Source organism: Actinophytocola sp. (genome assembly GCF_050699915.1).
Taxonomy (GTDB): domain Bacteria; phylum Actinomycetota; class Actinomycetes; order Mycobacteriales; family Pseudonocardiaceae; genus Actinophytocola.
This window is the reverse complement of sequence record NZ_JBOHGA010000003.1, coordinates 34,197-52,220: the sequence shown is the minus strand read 5'-3', so window position 1 is coordinate 52,220 and position 18,024 is coordinate 34,197. Positions and strand designations below refer to the sequence as shown.

The window sequence follows — 18,024 nt, the reverse complement described above, 5'->3', positions numbered from 1 at the left end:
ACGGCGCCTTCACGGGCAGCCACGGTCAGTAGGTTTCCGACCCACGGCCCCCTGTCCGGGGGACAACTTCGGTGACGAGCGCAGGAGGCGCAGCAGTGCGCAACCGTGTTGCCCTGAAGGCCGCCCGCACGCGGGCGGCTGTGACGAGCAAGCTGGTTCGGATGAGCGTTGTCATGACCCTGGTCCCCGCTCTGGCCGGCGTCGCGCTGGCGGCGATGGCGCAGTCGGCCGCGGCCTCGACGGCCGCCGTCGACGAGAGCGTCGCCGCGGAGGGCGCCTCCTTCGGCTTCGCGGGTCCGGTGGGCATCGCGGCCGTGGTCGTCGGTTTCGGCGGGTTGATCATCGGACTGCTGCGGCACCGCCGGCGGGACGCGGCCGCCGCGATGCGGGTCGCCCGCCAGGCCGTGGAGCAGCGCGCCGGCGAGCGCGCGGCCTGACGCCGCCGCCGCCCGGTCAGGCGCTTCTGCGAGAATCGGCCCGTGTCGACCCAACCTGCGGCCCTTCCCCGGGTGCTGTCCGGGATCCAGCCCACCGCGGACTCGTTCCACCTCGGCAACTACCTCGGCGCGGTGCGCCAGTGGGTGGCGCTGCAGGAGGAGTACGACACGTTCTACTGCGTGGTCGACCTGCACGCGATCACCGTCGACCACGACCCCAAGCTGCTGCGCAAGCGGACCAGGGTCTCGGCCGCGCAGCTGCTCGCGCTGGGCATCGACCCCGACCGCGCCACACTGTTCGTGCAGAGCCACGTGCCCGAGCACGCGCAGCTCGGCTGGGTGATGCAGTGCCTCACCGGTTTCGGCGAGGCCAGCCGGATGACGCAGTTCAAGGACAAGTCGGCCAAGCAGCAGGCGGAGCGGATCAGCCTCGGGCTCTTCGGCTACCCGGCGCTGCAGGCCGCGGACATCCTCGCCTACCAGGCGACCTACGTGCCGGTCGGTGAGGACCAGCGCCAGCACCTCGAGCTCACCCGCGACCTCGCGCAGCGGTTCAACTCGCGGTTCGGCAAGACGTTCCGGCTGCCGGAGCCCTACATCCTCAAGGAAGCGGCCAAGATCTACGACCTGCAGGACCCGACCGCGAAGATGAGCAAGTCCTCGTCCTCGCCCGGCGGCATCGTCGAGCTGCTCGACGATCCGAAGGTGTCGGCGAAGAAGATCCGCTCGGCGGTCACCGACGCCGGCCGGGAGATCGTCTACGACCCGGAGAACAAGCCGGGCGTGTCGAACCTGCTGGTGATCTACTCCGCGCTCGCGGGCCGGCCGCTGGCCGACATCGCCGGCGAGTTCGCGGGCATGGGCTACGGCGATCTCAAGAAGGCCGTCGGCGAGGTGCTCGTGGACTTCGTGACGCCGATCCAGGAGCGGGTGCGCCACTACCTCGACGACACCGCGGAGCTGGACAAGATCCTCGCCCGCGGCGCCGAACGGGCCCGCGAGGTCACCTCCACCACGCTTGCCCGCGCGTACGACAAGATCGGGTTCGTGCCGGCTTCCGGCGGCTGAGCAGGCGTTTCGCCCTGCGGTGAGCCGATCGCCGGGATAGCGTCGAACCCGTGGCGGAAAAGGAGTCCTGGCTCGCCAGGCAACGTCGACAGCGGCCGTGGCTCGATCACCTGGTGCGCGCGTACGAGGCGTTCACCGAGCGGAACGGCAACCACTACGCGGCCGCGATCACGTACTTCAGCGTGCTGTCGCTGTTCCCGATGGTGATGATCGCGTTCGCGGTCGTCGGGTTCGTCGTCGCCGGCGATCCGGTGCAGCTGGAGAACCTGAAGGAGTCGATCACCACGGCGGTGCCGCCCGGTCTCGAGCAGATGGTGAACGACATCGTCGACGGGGCCATCGAGTCACGCGGCGCGGTCGGCGTGATCGGGTTGCTGACCGCCGCGTACTCGGGCCTGGGCTGGATGAGCAACCTGCGCGACGCGCTGACCGCCCAGTGGGGCATCGAGCACAAGGAAGTGCCGTTCCTGAAGAAGTCGGCCTCGGACCTGCTTTCCCTGCTGGGACTGGGTTTGGCGCTGGCGATCTCGTTCGGGCTGACCGCGGCGGGCAGCGGGCTGGGCTCGCTGCTGCTCGACTGGATGGGCCTGGACGACGACGCCTGGGCGGTGTTCCTGTTGCGAGTGGCCACGATCGCGCTGGCGCTCGCGGCGAACTGGGTGGTGTTCATCTGGGTGATCTCCCGGCTGCCGCGGGAGAAGGTGAGCGCCCGGTCGGCGGTTCGCGGCGCCATCGGGGCCGCGATCGGCTTCGAGATCCTCAAGCAGCTGGCCACGGTGTTCCTGGCGAGCGTCACCACGTCGCCGACGGGCGTGCTGTTCGGCCCGATCATCGGCCTGCTGGTGTTCGCGAACCTGGTGTCGCGTTTCCTGCTGTTCATCACGGCGTGGACGGCCACCGCGAAGGAGAACCTGCATGCGGCCGCGCCGGAACCGCCGCCGCCGGCGGTGATCCGCCCGGTGCTGGAGGTGCGCAGCGGCCCACGTGCCCGCGATGCGGCGGGGCTGCTGGGCGCGGGCGCACTGCTGGGCCTGTTGTGGGGCAGGCGTTCCCGCTCACGCTGATCTGTCCTGTATGGACGTCCGGTTAGGACTCCGGTCAGGAGGGACTGTCAGGACGTGCGGTTCGCGCGGGCGATGCGGGCCCGCCGCCGCCGGAACCACATGGCCATCGTCACGAACGCCGCCAAGCCGGCGAGCAACACCAGCGGCAGGCCGACGTTGCCGAAGGCCGAGCGCTCCGTGCTCGCGGGAACCGTGCCCGCCGCGTCGTCGACCGGTTCGCGGACGGCGTCGCCGTTGTCGCCGTCCTCGTTGTCGTCCTGGCTCTGCTTGGGCTGCGCCTCCGGCGCGCGGTCGACCAGCTCGCCGATCGGGCGCACGTCCGCGGCCGCCAGCCGGAAGCCGTAGTCCAGCAGCTTGGCGGCCTGGTCGCCCAACGGCTCCGGGTTGCGTTCGCCGCGCAACAGCACCACCGCGAGCCGCCGGCCGTCGCGCTCGGCCCCGCCCACGTAGGTGTGCCGGGCGTCGTCGGTGAAGCCGGTCTTGCCGCCGATGAAGCCCTCGTAGCTGTCCAGCAGCCGGTTGTCGTTGTCGACCTGGAAGCCGGGTTTGCCGGAGTGGCCCGGGAACTGGATGGACCGGGTGGTCGCGGCTTCGGCGAACTCGTCGTACTTCATCGCGGCGCGGAAGATCAGGCTCTGGTCGTAGGCCGACGTCGTCATGCCCGGCCCGTCGAGGCCGGAGGGGGTGGCCGCACGGGTGTCGAGCGCACCGATCTCCTTGGCCAGCGCGTTCATCTTCTCCAGCGCCGCGTCGACGCCGCCCAGCGCGCGGGCCAGCGCCCACGCCGCGTCGTTGCCGGACCGCATGATCAGCGCGTGCAGCAGCTGGTCGACCGTGTAGTTGCCGCCGGGGCCGACGCCGACCTTCGTGCCTTCCTGGTTCGCGTCCTGCTTCGTGCCCTTGACCTTCGTGTCCGGGCGCAGCTCGCGGATCACGACGATGGCGAGCAGGTTCTTGATCAGTGAGGCGGGCCGCTCGCGCGCGTGCGGGTCCTTGGCGGCCAGCACGTCGCCGCTCTCGAGGTCGGTGATGGTCCACGTGGCGGCGCTGAGACCGCCGGGAGGTGAGGGCGTGCCGTCGGGGCGAACGATGCCGCAGTCACCCATCTGTGGTCCCCCGACCGGGTCTTCCGGTATCGGCAGGGGTTCCGGACTGGGCTCCCCGGGCTTCGGCTCCTCCGACGTGTCGATGGGCGCCGGCGGCAGCTGCCGGGCCTGGCAGGCGCCCCCCTGGTCCTGGGTCTGCGGCTGGGCATTGCGGGCTGTCCGCTGCCCGGCCGATGCGCCCGGCGCGGCCACCACAACCGCGATGACCAGGGCACACAGCGACACGACGAAGGCGGGAACGAACCTGACGGTTGCGTGACGCACGGAGCCAGCCTAGGGCCAAGGTCGACTTGGCTCGCGCCGACCCTCCGGGCAGCCGAGGACGGGGGCTCTACCAGCCAAACGTGGCGGTAAGCCCCCGTCGGGGTGAATTCGCCGACGATCAGGCGCCGGTCTTGTCGTCGATCTCGCCCTCGGCCGCGGCCCGCTTGACGGCGTCCACGCCGTTGATCACGCCGGACTTCGTCTTGTAGCTCTCGCCGGTCGCGACGATCTCGCCGTTGCCGGCCTTGAGCCGGAAGCGGAACTCGCCCTTGGAGTCCGTGTAGATCTCGAACTTCGCCGCCATGCGCATCTCCAGAAGGTCCAGGTTGCAGATTCACGCCGCGGCCAGGTGGGGACTCGGGTCGCGGGGCGCCGAAGTCTACGTCCGGCCAGCTGGGGCGGGGGGTTAAATGGACGAACATGATTCGAAGGTGTTCGAGCGGGCCTGCGGTCACGGGTTGAGCTTCGAATCATGTTCGGCACCAAAGAGACATTCGGCGAGGAGTCCGCTCATGACCGCATCGAACGCCGGCCAGCAGCCGGGCGTCCGTTCCCGCCAACAGTCCAGGCTGCTCGCGTTGCTGCGGGACGAGGGACCGATGTCCCGGGTGGCGCTCGGCGAGCGGCTCGACCTGCCGAGGGCGAAGCTGACCGGCGAGCTGACCCGGCTCGTCGACACCGGCCTGGTGGAGATCGGCGGCCCGGCCGCGAGCCGCGGCGGCCGGCGCTCCACGCTCGTGCACCTGGCCGACGACCTGCGGTTCGTGGCCGCCGACGTCGGCGCCACGTCGGTCAACGTCGCGATCACCGACGGCCGCTGCGAGGTGCTGGCCAGCGAGAGCGAGGACTGCGAGGTCCGGCTCGGCCCGGTGCCGGTGCTCGGACTGGTCGTGGACCTCGTCAACCGGGTGCGGGACAAGGCGCCCGGCCGGCTCATCGGCGCCGGCATCGGCCTGCCCGGGCCGGTCAGCTTCCGCGACGGCATGCCGGTCGCGCCGCCGATCATGCCCGGCTGGGACCGGTATCCGGTGCGCGACGAGCTCGCCGGGAAGTGGGGCTGCCCGGTCACCGTGGACAACGACGTGAACGTGATGGCGCTGGGCGAGCGGCACGCCGGAGTCGCCCGGTCCCTGGACGACCTCATCTTCGTCAAGGTCGGCACCGGCATCGGCTGCGGCATCGTGCTCGGCGGCCGGGTGTACCGCGGGGTGGCCGGCACCGCGGGCGACATCGGCCACATCCGGCTCGACGACTACGGCCCGGCCTGCGCGTGCGGCGAGGTCGGCTGCCTGGAGGCGTACTTCGGCGGCGCGGCGCTGGCCCGCGACGCGTTGACGCTGGCGCGCAGCGGCCGGTCCACGATGCTCGCCGAGCTGCTCACCCAGCGCGGCAAGCTGACCGCACAGGACGTCGGCGAGGCGGCGGTGGCCGGCGACTTCGCGGCGGCCAACCTGGTCCGCGAGGGCGGGCGGCGGCTCGGGCACGTGGTGGCCTCGCTGGTGAGCTTCCTGAACCCGGGCATGGTCGTCATCGGCGGCGGCGTGTCCCGGCTCGGGCACCCGCTGCTCGCCGAGGTGCGCAGCTCGGTGTACCGCCGCTCGCTTCCCCTGGCGACGGGCAACCTGCCGATCGTGCTCTCGGAGCTCGGCGAACTGGCCGGCGTAACCGGCGCAGCCTGGTCGGCAACAGATCGAACATTTGCCGTCCCCTCCCCCCGGGAGTAGGCCCCGCGGTTGCTGTTGGTTACCCACGTGGACTGGTTTGTAGCTTCGTGTTGAATCAGCCAAACTTTTGACGCTTCTCCGCGAAAGACCGGCCTGGATGTTGCGCCAAACGGCGTATTGCCTCGATAGATGTGCCTACGGGACGCTTTCTTGTGAGCTTGAGCACCGATGTTCGATCGGCGCCTCAACGAAGTGGAGTAGAGCCGGTGGGCCAGAGCCGCCCCGTGGACCAGGCTGGTCTGCGCCGAGGGAACCTCGCACTTCTGGTGCGGACCCTCCGCGAGCACGGCGCGCTGTCCCGGGCCCAGTTGGCGGTCCGCTCCGGCCTCTCCAAGGCCACCGTCTCCAGCCTGGTCACCGACCTCGAGCTGCGCGGGCTCGTGCACTCCGCCGGCGTCTCCGCGGGCGGGCAGGGCCGGCCCGGCCAGCTCGTGGACCTGCGGCCGACCAGCGTGTGCGGCATCGGGCTGGACGTGCACGTCGGACACGTCGGCGCGGCCGTCACGGACCTGTCCGGCGAGCTCCTCTTCCGCCGACGGGTCCTCTGCGACGTGCCGGGCATCGGGCCCGAGCGCGCGATCGACCAGCTCGCCGAGCTCGCCAACACCGCCCTCGCCGAGGTCGAGGGCCTCGTCGGCCCGCCGGTCGGGCTCACCGTCTCGGTCCCGGGCCTGGTCGACCGCGACGCCGGCACCGTCACCTTCGCCCCGCGGCTGCGGTGGCGCGACGTCGCGGTCGCGGACGGGCTGGCCGCGCGCACCCGGCTGCCGCTGGACCACATCGCCGTCGACAACGACGCCAACCTCGGCGCGGAGGCCGAGCTCGCCACCATGAGCGGGAACGTCACCGACCTCGCCTACCTCACCGGCGACTTCGGCATCGGCTGCGGCGTGATCGCCGGCGGCCGGCTGATCCGCGGCTCGATCGGCTTCGCCGGCGAGATCGGGCACATGGCCATGGACCCGCTCGGTCCGTACTGCTCCTGCGGGCGGCGCGGCTGCTGGGAGACCCAGGTCGGCCTCGGTGCCCTGCTGCACGCGTGCGCCGACCCCGACGACCCGGTCCGCGACCCCACGCTCGACCTCGACAAGCGGATGGGCATCGTCCGGGCGCGGGCCGAGCAGCGGGACCGCCGCACGCTGGACGCCCTGCACCAGATCGGCACCGCACTCGGGCTCGGCGTGGCGGTCCTGGTCAACCTGCTCAACCCGGCCGTCGTGGTGCTCGGCGGGTACTTCGCCGCACTGCCCGAGTGGCTCGTCGAGCCGATCCGCAACGAGGTCGTGGCCAACGTGCTCGCCCCCGGCGCCGGCGGGGCCCGGGTGGTCGGCTCGACGCTCGGCTTCACCGCGGCCACCACCGGCGGCGCGCTCGCGGCCCTGCACCGCGTTCTCGACGACCCGACGGTCGTCCCGACCAGCCAACCCGACGACGAGGAGGCGCCGGCGTGACAGAGCTGCGTACCGAGTACGACGAGAACGCCGAGGTTCTCTTGACGATGTCCGGCATCGTCAAGACGTTCCCCGGCGTGCGTGCGCTGGACGGCGTGGACCTCGAGGTCCGCGCGGGCGAGGTGCACTGCCTGCTCGGCCAGAACGGCGCGGGCAAGTCGACGCTGATCAAGGTTCTCTCCGGCGCGCACCAGCCGGACGAGGGGGAGATCAGCTGGCGCGGTGAGCCCACGACACTCGGCTCGCCGGTCGCCGCCCTGAACCGCGGCATCGCGACGATGTACCAGGAGCTGGACCTCGTCGACGGGGTGTCGGTCGCGGAGAACATCTTCCTCGGCCACGAGCCCGCGGTTTTCGGCTTCCCGCAGCGGCGGCGGATGCGCAACGAGACCCGCGCGCTCATGCGCCGGCTGGGCCACCCGGAGATCCCGCCCGGCCGCGAGGTCGCGTTGCTGTCCTCGGCCGGCCAGCAGCTGGTGTCGATGGCCCGCGCGCTCGTGCACGACGCCCGGCTGATCGTCATGGACGAGCCGACCGCCGCGCTCGCCGCCGACGAGGTCGACAACCTGTTCCGGATCGTGGCCGAGCTGACCGCCGAGGGCGTCTCGGTCGTCTACATCTCCCACCGCCTGGACGAGATCCGCCGCATCGGCCACCGGGTCACCGTGCTCAAGGACGGCCGCACGGTCGCCGCCGGCCTCGACGCGGCGAAGACGTCGACGAGCGAGCTGGTGAACCTGATGTCCGGCCGCATGGTGGAGACCGTCTTCCCCAAGCGCGAGGTGTCCACTGTGGACGAATCGAACGAGGTGCTGCGGGTCGAGGGGCTCACCCGGGGCAGCGAGTTCCACGACGTCAGCTTCACCGTGCACGCCGGCGAGATCGTCGGGCTCGCGGGCCTGGTCGGCGCCGGCCGCAGCGAGGTCCTGGAGACGGTGTTCGGCGCGCGCAAGCCCGACGCCGGCACGGTCTGGGTCAACGACAAGCGGCTGCGGCCGGGCAGCGTGCCCGCCGCGGTCGCCGCCGGGGTCGGGCTCGCGCCGGAGGAGCGCAAGAGCCAGGGCCTGCTGCTGGACCAGTCGGTGGCCGACAACGTGACGCTCGCGAGCCTGCCGGAGTACAGCCGGGTCGGGTTCACCGACCACAACCGGGAGCTGCGCGACTCGCGCGCCACGCTCGAGCGGCTCGACCTGCGCCCGGCCGACCCGCGCCGCGTGGTGCGCACGCTGTCGGGCGGCAACCAGCAGAAGGCCGTCGTGGCCCGCTGGCTGGTGCGCGACTGCAAGGTGTTGCTGCTGGACGAGCCGACCCGCGGCGTCGACGTCGGCGCGCGGGCCGAGCTGTACCGGCTGATCCACGAGCTCGCGGCGGCCGGGGTCGCCGTGGTCCTGGTCTCCAGCGAGGTTCCGGAGGTGCTCGGTCTGTCCGACCGGGTGCTCGTGATGCGTGAGGGCCGCCTGCTCACCGAGGCGCCGGCGAGCGAGCTCACCGAGGCGGCCGTGCTCGACATGGTCATGGAAGGTAGCGAGGTGATGGCGTGAGTGATGTCGAGGCCAAGGAGTCCACAATGGACCCTAAGCCGGATCCGGAGGCCAAGGCCGCGCTCGAGGCCGAGCCGGTGCAGACCGGTCCGACCGGTGGCGTGCGCACGCCGAGCGGGCTGCGGATGGACATCCGGCTGGCGATCCTGATCGGCGTGCTCCTCGCGCTATGCGTGGTCGGGTACATCACCCAGCCCGACACGTTCCTGTCCGAGAGCAACATCTCCACGATGCTGCGCCTCGCGGCGGCGATCGGCGTGGTCAGCGTCGGCATGACGTTCGTGATCATCTCGGGCGGCATCGACCTGTCGGTCGGCTCGATGGTGGCGCTCGCCAGCGTCTGGATGACCACGCTCGCCACCCAGTCCTACGGGGCGTGGGTGATGGTGGGCTGCGCGCTCGCGGTCGGCCTGGGCGCGGGTCTGATCAACGGCGTGCTGGTCTCGTACGGCCGGGTGGTGCCGTTCATCGCGACGCTCGCCATGTACGCCTCCGCACGCGGCCTCGCCGAGCGGCTCTCCGAGCGGCGCACGCAGGTCGTCACCGTGCAGGGCTACCTCGAGTTCTTCCGCGGCGACCTGCTGGGCATCCCGGTGCTGATCTGGATGCTCGCCGTGGTGTTCGCGGCCGGCTGGGTGTTGCTCAACCGCACCACGTTCGGCCGCCGCACGTTCGCGGTCGGCGGCAACGCCGAGGCCGCTCGTCTGGCCGGCATCAACGTCAAGCGGCACACCGCGTACGTGTACGCGCTCGCCGGCCTGTGCTGCGGGATCGCGGCGCTCATGGTCGTCGCCCGCACCACATCGGGCGCGTCGACCAACGGTCAGTTCTACGAGCTGGACGCGATCGCGGCGGTCGTCATCGGCGGCACGTTGCTGACCGGCGGCCGCGGCACGTTGATCGGCACCCTCATCGGCGTGCTGATCTTCACCGTGGTGAACAGCATCTTCACCCAGAACAACCTCGAGACGGACATCCAGAACATCGCCAAGGGCGTGATCATCGTCGCCGCGGTGCTGCTCCAGTCCACCACGCTCCGAACCCGCAAGACACGAAAGACATAGCCCCGCCCTCCACTGTCCACTTCAGACCGCACAAGGGAGTACCCATGTCCCACGACCCGTCCCTGGCCCGTCGCCGGTTCCTCTTCGGCGCCTCCGCGCTCGGCGCGAGCGCGCTGGTCGTCGGCTGCACCTCGAACGAGCCGGCCAACGCCGGCAACGATGGGCAGGTCGCCGCCGGCGGTGGCGACAACGACCAGCCCGGCAAGGAGGTCACGATCGGCTTCTCCGCACCGGCCGCCGACCACGGCTGGATCGCGGCCATCACCAAGAACGCGCAGGCCCAGTCGGAGGCGTTCGAGGACGTGACGCTGAAGGCCACCGAGGGCACCAACGACGTCAACCAGCAGATCGCTCAGGTCGAGTCGCTGGTGAACGAGGGCGTCGACGTGCTGGTCATCCTGCCCTTCGACGGCAAGGCGCTGACCGCCACCGCGCAGGAGGTGATGGACAAGGACATCCCGGTGATCAACCTGGACCGGGTGTTCGACACGCCGCTCGCCTACCGCACGTGGATCGGCGGCGACAACTACCGGATGGGCGTCAACGCCGGCAACTACATCGCCGAGCAGATGAAGGCCAAGAGCGTCGCCAGCCCGATCATCGGCGAGGTGGCCGGCATCGACTCGCTGCCGCTGACCCAGGAACGCAGCAAGGGCTTCAAGGACGCGTTGGCGCGCAACGGGTTCAAGGTCGGCCCGCGGGTGGCGGCGGAGTTCACCGCGGAGTCCGGCGAGAAGCAGACCGCGAACCTGCTGCAGGGCGCGACCAGGCTGGACGCGCTGTGGAACCACGACGACGACCAGGGCATCGGCGTGATGGCGGCCATCGACTCGGCCAGCCGCAGCGAGTTCATCATGCTCGGTGGCGCCGGCTCGCGGGACATGATGGACCGCATCAAGGCCGACAACACGGTCATCAAGGCGACCGTCCTGTACAGCCCGTCGATGGCGTCCACGTCCATCTCCCTCGCCCGGCTGCTCGGCCAGAACAAGGGCGTCGCCGACTTCGCCGAGCACGAGATCCCCGCGTTCATCACGACCTACTCGGCCGTGGTGACCAAGGAGAACGTCGACTCCTACCTGGACATCGGCTTCGACTCCTGAGCCAAGCACCTGAGCGGACGAGAGTTGACAGCCGAGTCGACACGAGTCGACATGGAGGGATGAGCGATGACAGAGGGCAGCGGGGGCCGGATCGGGATCGGCATGGTCGGCCACGCGTTCATGGGAGCCGTGCACTCCCATGCCTGGCGGAGCGCGCACAGATTCTTCGACCTGCCAATGGTTCCGGACCTCGCCGTCCTCGGCGGGCGTGACCTCGCCCGGACCAAGGCCGCGGCCGCGAAGTACGGCTGGGCTAGCGTGCAGACCGACTGGCACGACGTCGTGACGTCCGACGACGTGCAGCTGGTCGACATCTGCACCCCGGGCGACACGCACGCGGAGATCGCCATCGCGGCGCTCGCCGCGGGTAAGCACGTGCTGTGCGAGAAGCCGCTCGCCAACACGGTCGCCGAGGCCGAGCGGATGGCGTCGGCCGCGGCCGAGGCCGCCGCGCGCGGGGTCCGGTCGATGGTGGCGTTCAACTACCGCCGGGTGCCGGCCATCGCGTACGCGCGAAAGCTGATCGAGGAGGGCCGGCTGGGCACCGTGCGGCACGTGCGCGCGGTGTACCTGCAGGACTGGCTCTCCGACGAGCAGGCGCCGATGGCCTGGCGGCTGCGCAAGGACAAGGCCGGCTCGGGCGCGCTCGGCGACCTCGGCGCGCACATCGTCGACGCCACCCAGTACCTCGTGGGCGACCTGCTCACCGGGGTCACCGCGGTCACGAACACGTTCGTCCACAAGCGACCGACGGAGACCGGTGACCTCGACGACGTCACGGTGGACGACGCGGCCCTGTTCCTCGGCCGGTTCGCCTCCGGGGCGCTGGCGAGCTACGAGGCCACCCGGTTCGCGCTCGGCCGCAAGAACGCGATGCGGGTGGAGGTCAACGGCTCGCTCGGCAGCCTCGCGTTCGACTTCGAGTCGATGAACGAGCTGTCGTTCTACGACGGGTCGCAGGGTGAGGCGGCCGGGTTCCGCCGGATCCTGGTCACCGAGCCGACGCACCCCTACGTCGGCGCCTGGTGGCCGCCCGGGCATCTGCTGGGGTACGAGCACACGTTCACCCACGAGGTCGTCGACCTCATCCGGGCGGTCGCGGACGGGACCGATCCGACCCCGTCGTTCGCGGACGGGCTGCAGGTGCAGCGGGTGCTCGAGGCCGTGGAGCGCAGCGCCGATCAGGGTTCGGAGTGGACACAGATCCAGGGAGCGGGCAGATGAACGACCTCACCCCTCGGCCGGAGCACAGGTTCAGCTTCGGGCTGTGGACGGTCGGCTGGCAGGCGGTCGACCCGTTCGGCGTCGCCACCCGGGACCCGATGGATCCGGCGTACGCGGTGGAGAAGCTCGCGGAGCTCGGCGCGTGGGGCGTCTCCTTCCACGATGACGACCTGATCCCGTTCGGCTCCTCGGACACCGACCGCGCCAACCGGATCGCGAGCTTCCGCAAGGCGCTGGAGTCCACCGGGCTGGTGGTGCCGATGGCCACCACGAACCTGTTCACCCACCCGGTGTTCCGCGAGGGCGCGCTGACCGCGAACGACCGCGACGTCCGGCGGTTCGCGCTGCGCAAGATCCTGCGCAACCTCGACCTCGCGGCCGAGCTCGGTGCCAGCACCTACGTCATGTGGGGCGGCCGGGAGGGCGCGGAGTCGCCGTTCAACAAGGACGTCCGGGCGGCGCTGGACCGGTACGCCGAGTCGGTCAACATCCTGTGCGCGTACGTGCGCGAGCAGGGCTACGACATCAGGTTCGCGCTGGAGCCCAAGCCCAACGAGCCGCGCGGCGACATCCTGCTGCCGACGATCGGGCACGCGATCGCGTTCATCTCCGAGCTGGAGGAGCCGGACCGGGTCGGGCTCAACCCGGAGGTCGGCCACGAGCAGATGGCCGGATTGTCGGTCGTGCACGGATATGCGCAGGCGTTGTGGCACGGGAAACTGTTCCACCTCGACCTGAACGGACAGAACGGTCCGCGATACGACCAGGATCTGCGATTCGGCAACGGCGATGTGAAATCCGCGTTCGCGCTCGTCGATTTGCTGGAACACGCCGGTTACAGCGGCCCGCGGCACTTCGACTTCAAGCCGGCGCGCACCGAGGACGAGTCCGGTGTGTGGGCGTCGGCGGCCGCGTGCATGCGCAACTACCTGGTGCTCGCGGACAAGGCCCGGCGGTTCCGGGCCGACCCGGACGTGGCCGCCGCCCTGGCGGACAGCCGCGTCGACCAGCTGGCCAAACCCACTCTCGCGCCTGGTGAGAGCCTCGCCGACCTGCGGACCGAGGAGCTCGACATCGCCGCGGCTGCACAGCGGGGCGCGCACGCAGAAGCGTTGGACCAGTTGGCCCTGGAATACCTGTTCGGTACTCGCTGACGAAAAGCGACGCCGCCAGACCCGTACGTCCGGCGGCGCCGCGAACACGGAAAGGAGCAATGCCCCTTCTCGTAGTCCCCATTTCGCAAGGACAAGGAGAAAGTACCAGTGCGAGGGAACAGCACGGACAAGAATCAGCTAAAACCACCTGGGGTGAGGCGAGGACTACGCGGCGCGTCGCGTTTCGGGATCGCTTCGTTGGCACTCCTGACCGGTCTGGGGGTCGCCTCGGCCGAGCCGGTCGCTAACCACGAGGACCCCACCGTCCTGGTGTTCTCCAAGACCGCCGGGTTCCGGCACGACTCCATCCCCACCGGCATCGCCGCCATCCAGGAGCTGGGTGCGGCCAACGGTTTCGCCGTCGAGGCGACCGAGGACGCGGCCGCGTTCACGGCCGAGAACCTGTCCCACTACTCCGCGGTGGTCTTCCTGTCGACCACCGGCGACATCCTCAACGCCGAGCAGCAGACGGCGTTCGAGAACTACGTCGACTCTGGCGGCGGGTACGCCGGCGTGCACGCCGCGGCCGACACCGAGTACGACTGGCCCTGGTACGGCGACCTCGTCGGCGCCTACTTCAAGTCGCACCCGGCCATCCAGCAGGCGGTGGTGCGCACGGAGGGCCACGACCACCCGTCGACCGCGCCGTTGCCGGACACCTGGACGCGCACCGACGAGTGGTACAACTACCAAACCAACCCGCGTTCCTCGGTGAAGGTGCTCGCCACGCTCGACGAGTCCACCTACGACCCGGGCGGCGACGCGATGGGTGACCACCCGATCATGTGGTGCCACCCGCAGGGGGCCGGCCGGTCCTGGTACACCGGCGGCGGCCACACCAACGAGTCCTACGCCGAGCCGGAGTTCCGCGACCACCTCGCGGGCGGCATCCGGTACGCGGCGGGCCTCGAGGAGGCCGACTGCACGCCGACCACCAACCCCGACGACCCGCCGGTCGACGCCGACTTCGACCAGATCACGCTGGCCAAGGGCGAGCCGAGCACCGGCGAGCCGATCGCGCTGGCCGTACTGCCCGACCGCAAGGTGGTCCACACCTCGCGCGACGGCCGGGTCTGGCTGACCACCCCGGAGGCGACGACCACGCTCGCCGGCCAGGTTCCCGTCTACAACCACGACGAGGACGGCCTGCAGGGCGTGGCCATCGACCCGAACTTCGCCACCAACCGCTGGGTCTACCTCTACTACGCGCCGCCGCTGGACACCCCGGCCGGCGACGCCCCGGAGAACGGGACCCCGGCGGACTTCGAGCCGTTCAAGGGACACAACCAGCTGTCCCGGTTCAAGCTGTCCGAACAGGGCTCCCTCGACCTCGGCAGCGAGCAGCAGATCATGCAGGTCGGCACCGACCGCGGCATCTGCTGCCACGCGGGCGGCGAGATCGACTTCGACGCGGCCGGCAACCTGCTGCTGTCCACCGGTGACGACACCAACCCGTTCGCCTCCGACGGCTACACGCCGATCGACGAGCGGACCACCCGCAACCCGGTGTTCGACGGGCAGCGCTCGTCGGGCAACACCAACGACCTGCGCGGCAAGCTGCTGCGGATCACGGTGGCCGACGACGGCAGCTACACGGTGCCCGCGGGCAACCTGTACGCGCCGGGCACCGAGAAGACCCGTCCGGAGATCTACGCGATGGGCTTCCGCAACCCGTTCCGGTTCTCCGTGGACAAGGAGACGGGCTGGATCTACCTCGGCGACTACGGTCCGGACGCGGGCGCGGCGAACCCGGCGCGCGGTCCGGGCGGCCTGGTCGAGTTCAACCTGATCAAGGAGCCCGGCAACTTCGGGTGGCCGTACTGCGTCGGCGACAACCAGCCGTTCATCGACTACGACTTCGCGACCGGCCAGTCCGGCGCGGCGTTCGACTGCGCGGCGCCGAAGAACGAGAGTCCGCACAACACCGGCCTGGTCGACCTGCCACCGGTGCAGCCGGCGTGGATCCCGTACGACGGCGGCTCGGTGCCCGAGTTCGGCACCGGCGGCGAGTCGCCGATGGGCGGCCCGGTCTACCGCTTCGACGCCGACCTCGAGTTCGTGACGAAGTTCCCGGAGTACTTCAACGGCAAGAACTTCGCCTACGAGTGGGACCGCGGCTGGATCAAGACCATCGACGTCGGGCCGAACGGCGAGCGCGGCGCGATCACGCCGTTCTTCAACTCGATGGAGCTGACCCGGCCGATGAACCTGGAGTTCGGTCCGGACGGTTCGCTGTACGTGCTCGACTACGGCAGCGGCTACTTCGGCGGCTCGGAGGACTCGGCGGTCTACCGGATCGACTACACGAAGGGCAACCGCACGCCGCAGGTCGTGCTGGACGCGGACAAGACCTCCGGGCCGGCTCCGCTGACGGTTCAGTTCGACCCGACCGGAACGGCCGACGAGGACGGCGGTGACCTCACCTACGCGTGGGACTTCGACGGGGACGGCACCACCGACTCCACCGAGGAGGGCCCGGTGTCGCACACCTACGACACCGCGGGCCAGTTCACCGCGCACCTGGCGGTCACCGACGAGACCGGGCTGACCGGCGCGGCGAGCGTCGTCGTCACGGCCGGCAACACCGAGCCGACCGTGGCGCTGGACCTGCCGGCCGACGGCGGGTTCTTCGGCTATGGCGACACGGTTCCGTTCAAGGTGACCGTGACCGACCCCGAGGACGGGACGATCGACTGCTCGAAGGTCGTCGTGGAGTACATTCTCGGCCACGACAACCACGGCCACCCGCTCTCCCGGGCGACCGGCTGTGAGGGCGTGATCGAGACTCCCGCCGACGAGGGACACGGGCTGGACGCGGACGTGTTCGGTGTCATCAACGCCAGCTACACCGACAACGGTGGGCCCGGCGCCCCGGCGCTGACCGGTGAGGACGAGATCAAGCTGCAGCCCAAGCTGAAGCAGGCCGAGTTCTTCTCCGAGAACAACGGCACCCAGGTCGTCAGCCAGGGGGCCGCCAGTGGCGGCAAGCGCGTCGGCTACATCGACGACGGTGACTGGATCAAGTTCGACCCGGTCAACCTGGTCGGCGTCGACGCGATCGGCTACCGGGTCAGCTCCGGTGGCGCGGGCGGCACGATCACCGTCCACAAGGACGCGGTCGACGGCCCGGTGGTGCAGACCGTCGAGGTGGCCAGCACCGGCGGCTGGGACAACTACGTCGACATCGCGCCCTCAGCGGTGACCGACCCGGGTGGCAGCGGACCGCTGTACCTGGTGTTCTCCGGCACCGGATCGGGCGGACTGTTCGACGTGGACAACATCCAGGTCGAGGGTGAGGGCGTCGCCGGTGGCGGCTCCGGTCCGGAGGAGTGCACGCCGACGCAGCCGGACCAGGGCTACCGCAGCCTGTTCGACGGCACGGCGGACAGCCTCGGGAGCTGGAACCAGGCCGGCCCGGGCAGCTTCGCGCACCAGGAGGACTGCACGATCCTGTCCACCGGTGGGATGGGCCTGCTCTCCTTCGACGAGGAGTTCAACGCCTACAGCCTGAAGCTGGACTGGAAGGTGGCCGGTGACGACAACTCCGGCATCTTCGTGGGCTACCCGGAGCCCGGCGACGACCCGTGGGTCGCGGTCAACCAGGGCTACGAGATCCAGATCGACGCCACGGACGCGCCGGACCGGACCACCGGTTCGATCTACTCGTTCCAGTCGGCTGACATCGCGGCCCGCGACGAGGCGCTGAACCCGCCGGGTGAGTGGAACAACTACGAGATCGTGGTGCAAGGGCAGACCATCAAGGTCTACCTCAACGGGGTGCTGGTCAACGACTTCGTGAGCACCGATCCCGCGCGTGACCTCACCCAGGGGTTCGTCGGCATCCAGAACCACGGCGACGGCGACGACGCCTCGTTCCGCAACATCCAGATCAAGGAGATCGCGGACGAGACGGCGCCGGTCACCACGGCTACCTTCGCCGACCCCGGTCCGGCCGGCTGGCATCCGGGCACCGTCCCGGTCCAGCTGGCGGCGACCGACGCCGGCCAGGGTGTCGACCGCGTCGAGTACAAGCTCGACGGCGGCGACTGGACGCCGTACTCCGACACGGTCACCGTGACCGGCGACGGCGAGCACACCCTGCTGTACCGGGCGACCGACAAGGCGGGGAACGTCGAGGCGGAGAAGGCGGCGACGATCAAGATCGACGGTTCGCTGCCGACGCTGCTGGTGGCCGGCGTGGCCGACGGGCGGGTCTACGGCGACGCCACCGACGTGGTGCTGTCGTGGCACGCCGAGGACGCCACGTCCGGGCTGTCCACCGTGACCGGTGCGCTCGACGGCACGGCGGTCACCTCGGGCCGTACGGTGTCGCTGTACCAGCTGCCGCTGGGCACCCACGGCTTCGCGGTGACCGCCACCGACAAGGCGGGCAACTCCACGAGCCAGTCGCTGTCCTTCGTCACGACCACATCGATGCGGGACATGGGCCAGCTGGTGGACCGCTTCCGGGCGACGAACCGGCTGTCGCTGAAGGCGTACAAGCAGCTGTCGTCGGTGCTCACCAAGGCCCGCAAGGCCGAGGCGAACGGCGATGACGGCCGGGCGGTGCGCCACCCGCGTACGTTCGTCTCGCGCGCCACGGACGGCACGCTCGTCCGCGACGCGGACGTGCGGTCGGTCCTCGAGCGGGACGGCAACGCCGTCATCGGTTCCCTCAGCGGGGATGCTGTGCTACCCCGTGCGGTGAACGAACGATGAGCGAGCTTGCGAGCGAGTCCATCGACACCGTGCGACCGCGAGCGGCATCACCGAGCCTGCGAGGGGATGTGGCTCGCGGTTAGCGCCGGTGGGCCGGCGGCGCCC

The 18,024-nt window shown here is 70.5% G+C and carries 13 protein-coding genes; 11 read left to right on the top strand and 2 right to left on the bottom strand.

Going from position 1 to position 18,024, the window contains the following annotated elements; all coding sequences use genetic code 11:
- Positions 1–161 precede the first annotated feature (161 nt).
- The 3 genes from ACRDSK_RS01210 to yhjD are packed head-to-tail and all read left to right on the top strand — an operon-like array spanning position 162 to position 2,569.
- Positions 162–437 (top strand): hypothetical protein, encoded by a 276-nt coding sequence (locus tag ACRDSK_RS01210; RefSeq protein ID WP_431437952.1) that lies wholly within the window; start codon positions 162–164, stop codon positions 435–437.
- Positions 438–479: 42 nt separating this feature from the next.
- Positions 480–1,505 carry a tryptophan--tRNA ligase gene (gene trpS, locus ACRDSK_RS01205; protein ID WP_431437951.1) on the top strand — a complete coding sequence of 342 codons (1,026 nt, stop codon included), beginning with the start codon at positions 480–482 and terminating at the stop codon, positions 1,503–1,505.
- 50 nt (positions 1,506–1,555) lie between these two features.
- Positions 1,556–2,569 carry an inner membrane protein YhjD gene (gene yhjD / locus ACRDSK_RS01200; protein WP_431437950.1) on the top strand — a complete coding sequence of 338 codons (1,014 nt, stop codon included), beginning with the start codon at positions 1,556–1,558 and terminating at the stop codon, positions 2,567–2,569.
- A gap of 47 nt (positions 2,570–2,616) precedes the next feature.
- Here the strand turns inward: yhjD and ACRDSK_RS01195 are convergent, their stop codons facing one another.
- Together ACRDSK_RS01195 and ACRDSK_RS01190 are read right to left on the bottom strand one after the other, a co-directional pair.
- Positions 2,617–3,939, bottom strand: coding sequence for a D-alanyl-D-alanine carboxypeptidase family protein (locus tag ACRDSK_RS01195; RefSeq protein WP_431437949.1), 1,323 nt, complete (start codon positions 3,937–3,939; stop codon positions 2,617–2,619).
- Between the two features lie 118 nt (positions 3,940–4,057).
- Positions 4,058–4,243, bottom strand: coding sequence for a YegP family protein (locus ACRDSK_RS01190; protein WP_431437948.1), 186 nt, complete (start codon positions 4,241–4,243; stop codon positions 4,058–4,060).
- A gap of 208 nt (positions 4,244–4,451) precedes the next feature.
- Between ACRDSK_RS01190 and ACRDSK_RS01185 the strand changes: the two genes are divergently transcribed.
- From ACRDSK_RS01185 to ACRDSK_RS01150, 8 genes are all read left to right on the top strand, one after another.
- Positions 4,452–5,663 (top strand): ROK family transcriptional regulator, encoded by a 1,212-nt coding sequence (locus ACRDSK_RS01185; RefSeq protein ID WP_431437947.1) that lies wholly within the window; start codon positions 4,452–4,454, stop codon positions 5,661–5,663.
- A gap of 266 nt (positions 5,664–5,929) precedes the next feature.
- Positions 5,930–7,114 (top strand): ROK family transcriptional regulator, encoded by a 1,185-nt coding sequence (locus ACRDSK_RS01180; protein ID WP_431437946.1) that lies wholly within the window; start codon positions 5,930–5,932, stop codon positions 7,112–7,114.
- 47 nt (positions 7,115–7,161) lie between these two features.
- Positions 7,162–8,655 carry a sugar ABC transporter ATP-binding protein gene (locus ACRDSK_RS01175; RefSeq protein ID WP_431437988.1) on the top strand — a complete coding sequence of 498 codons (1,494 nt, stop codon included), beginning with the start codon at positions 7,162–7,164 and terminating at the stop codon, positions 8,653–8,655.
- Between the two features lie 125 nt (positions 8,656–8,780).
- Entirely contained in the window at positions 8,781–9,719 is a 939-nt protein-coding gene (locus ACRDSK_RS01170; RefSeq protein WP_431437987.1) for an ABC transporter permease, read from the top strand.
- A gap of 44 nt (positions 9,720–9,763) precedes the next feature.
- Positions 9,764–10,822, top strand: a complete 1,059-nt coding sequence (locus ACRDSK_RS01165) for a substrate-binding domain-containing protein (RefSeq protein WP_431437945.1) — start codon at positions 9,764–9,766, stop codon at positions 10,820–10,822.
- Positions 10,823–10,888: 66 nt separating this feature from the next.
- A complete protein-coding gene (locus ACRDSK_RS01160; RefSeq protein ID WP_431437944.1) occupies positions 10,889–12,046 on the top strand; it encodes a Gfo/Idh/MocA family protein in 1,158 nt (385 codons plus the stop codon).
- Entirely contained in the window at positions 12,043–13,200 is a 1,158-nt protein-coding gene (gene xylA, locus ACRDSK_RS01155; protein WP_431437943.1) for a xylose isomerase, read from the top strand. Before ACRDSK_RS01160 ends, xylA begins: the two co-directional genes overlap by 4 nt.
- 207 nt (positions 13,201–13,407) lie before the next feature.
- On the top strand, positions 13,408–17,919 hold the full coding sequence (locus ACRDSK_RS01150; RefSeq protein WP_431437986.1) for a ThuA domain-containing protein: 4,512 nt from the start codon (positions 13,408–13,410) through the stop codon (positions 17,917–17,919).
- Positions 17,920–18,024: the final 105 nt, after the last annotated feature.

What these genes read in the sequence shown, in the direction of transcription:
- ACRDSK_RS01210 (WP_431437952.1), top strand. Translation starts at nt 162, where the DNA reads ATGAGCGTTGTCATGACCCTGGTCCCCGCTCTGGCCGGCGTCGCGCTG.
- ACRDSK_RS01190 (WP_431437948.1), bottom strand. Translation starts at nt 4,243, where the DNA reads ATGGCGGCGAAGTTCGAGATCTACACGGACTCCAAGGGCGAGTTCCGC.
- ACRDSK_RS01185 (WP_431437947.1), top strand. Translation starts at nt 4,452, where the DNA reads ATGACCGCATCGAACGCCGGCCAGCAGCCGGGCGTCCGTTCCCGCCAA.
- ACRDSK_RS01175 (WP_431437988.1), top strand. Translation starts at nt 7,162, where the DNA reads ATGTCCGGCATCGTCAAGACGTTCCCCGGCGTGCGTGCGCTGGACGGC.
- ACRDSK_RS01170 (WP_431437987.1), top strand. Translation starts at nt 8,781, where the DNA reads ATGGACATCCGGCTGGCGATCCTGATCGGCGTGCTCCTCGCGCTATGC.
- ACRDSK_RS01165 (WP_431437945.1), top strand. Translation starts at nt 9,764, where the DNA reads ATGTCCCACGACCCGTCCCTGGCCCGTCGCCGGTTCCTCTTCGGCGCC.
- ACRDSK_RS01160 (WP_431437944.1), top strand. Translation starts at nt 10,889, where the DNA reads ATGACAGAGGGCAGCGGGGGCCGGATCGGGATCGGCATGGTCGGCCAC.
- xylA (WP_431437943.1), top strand. Translation starts at nt 12,043, where the DNA reads ATGAACGACCTCACCCCTCGGCCGGAGCACAGGTTCAGCTTCGGGCTG.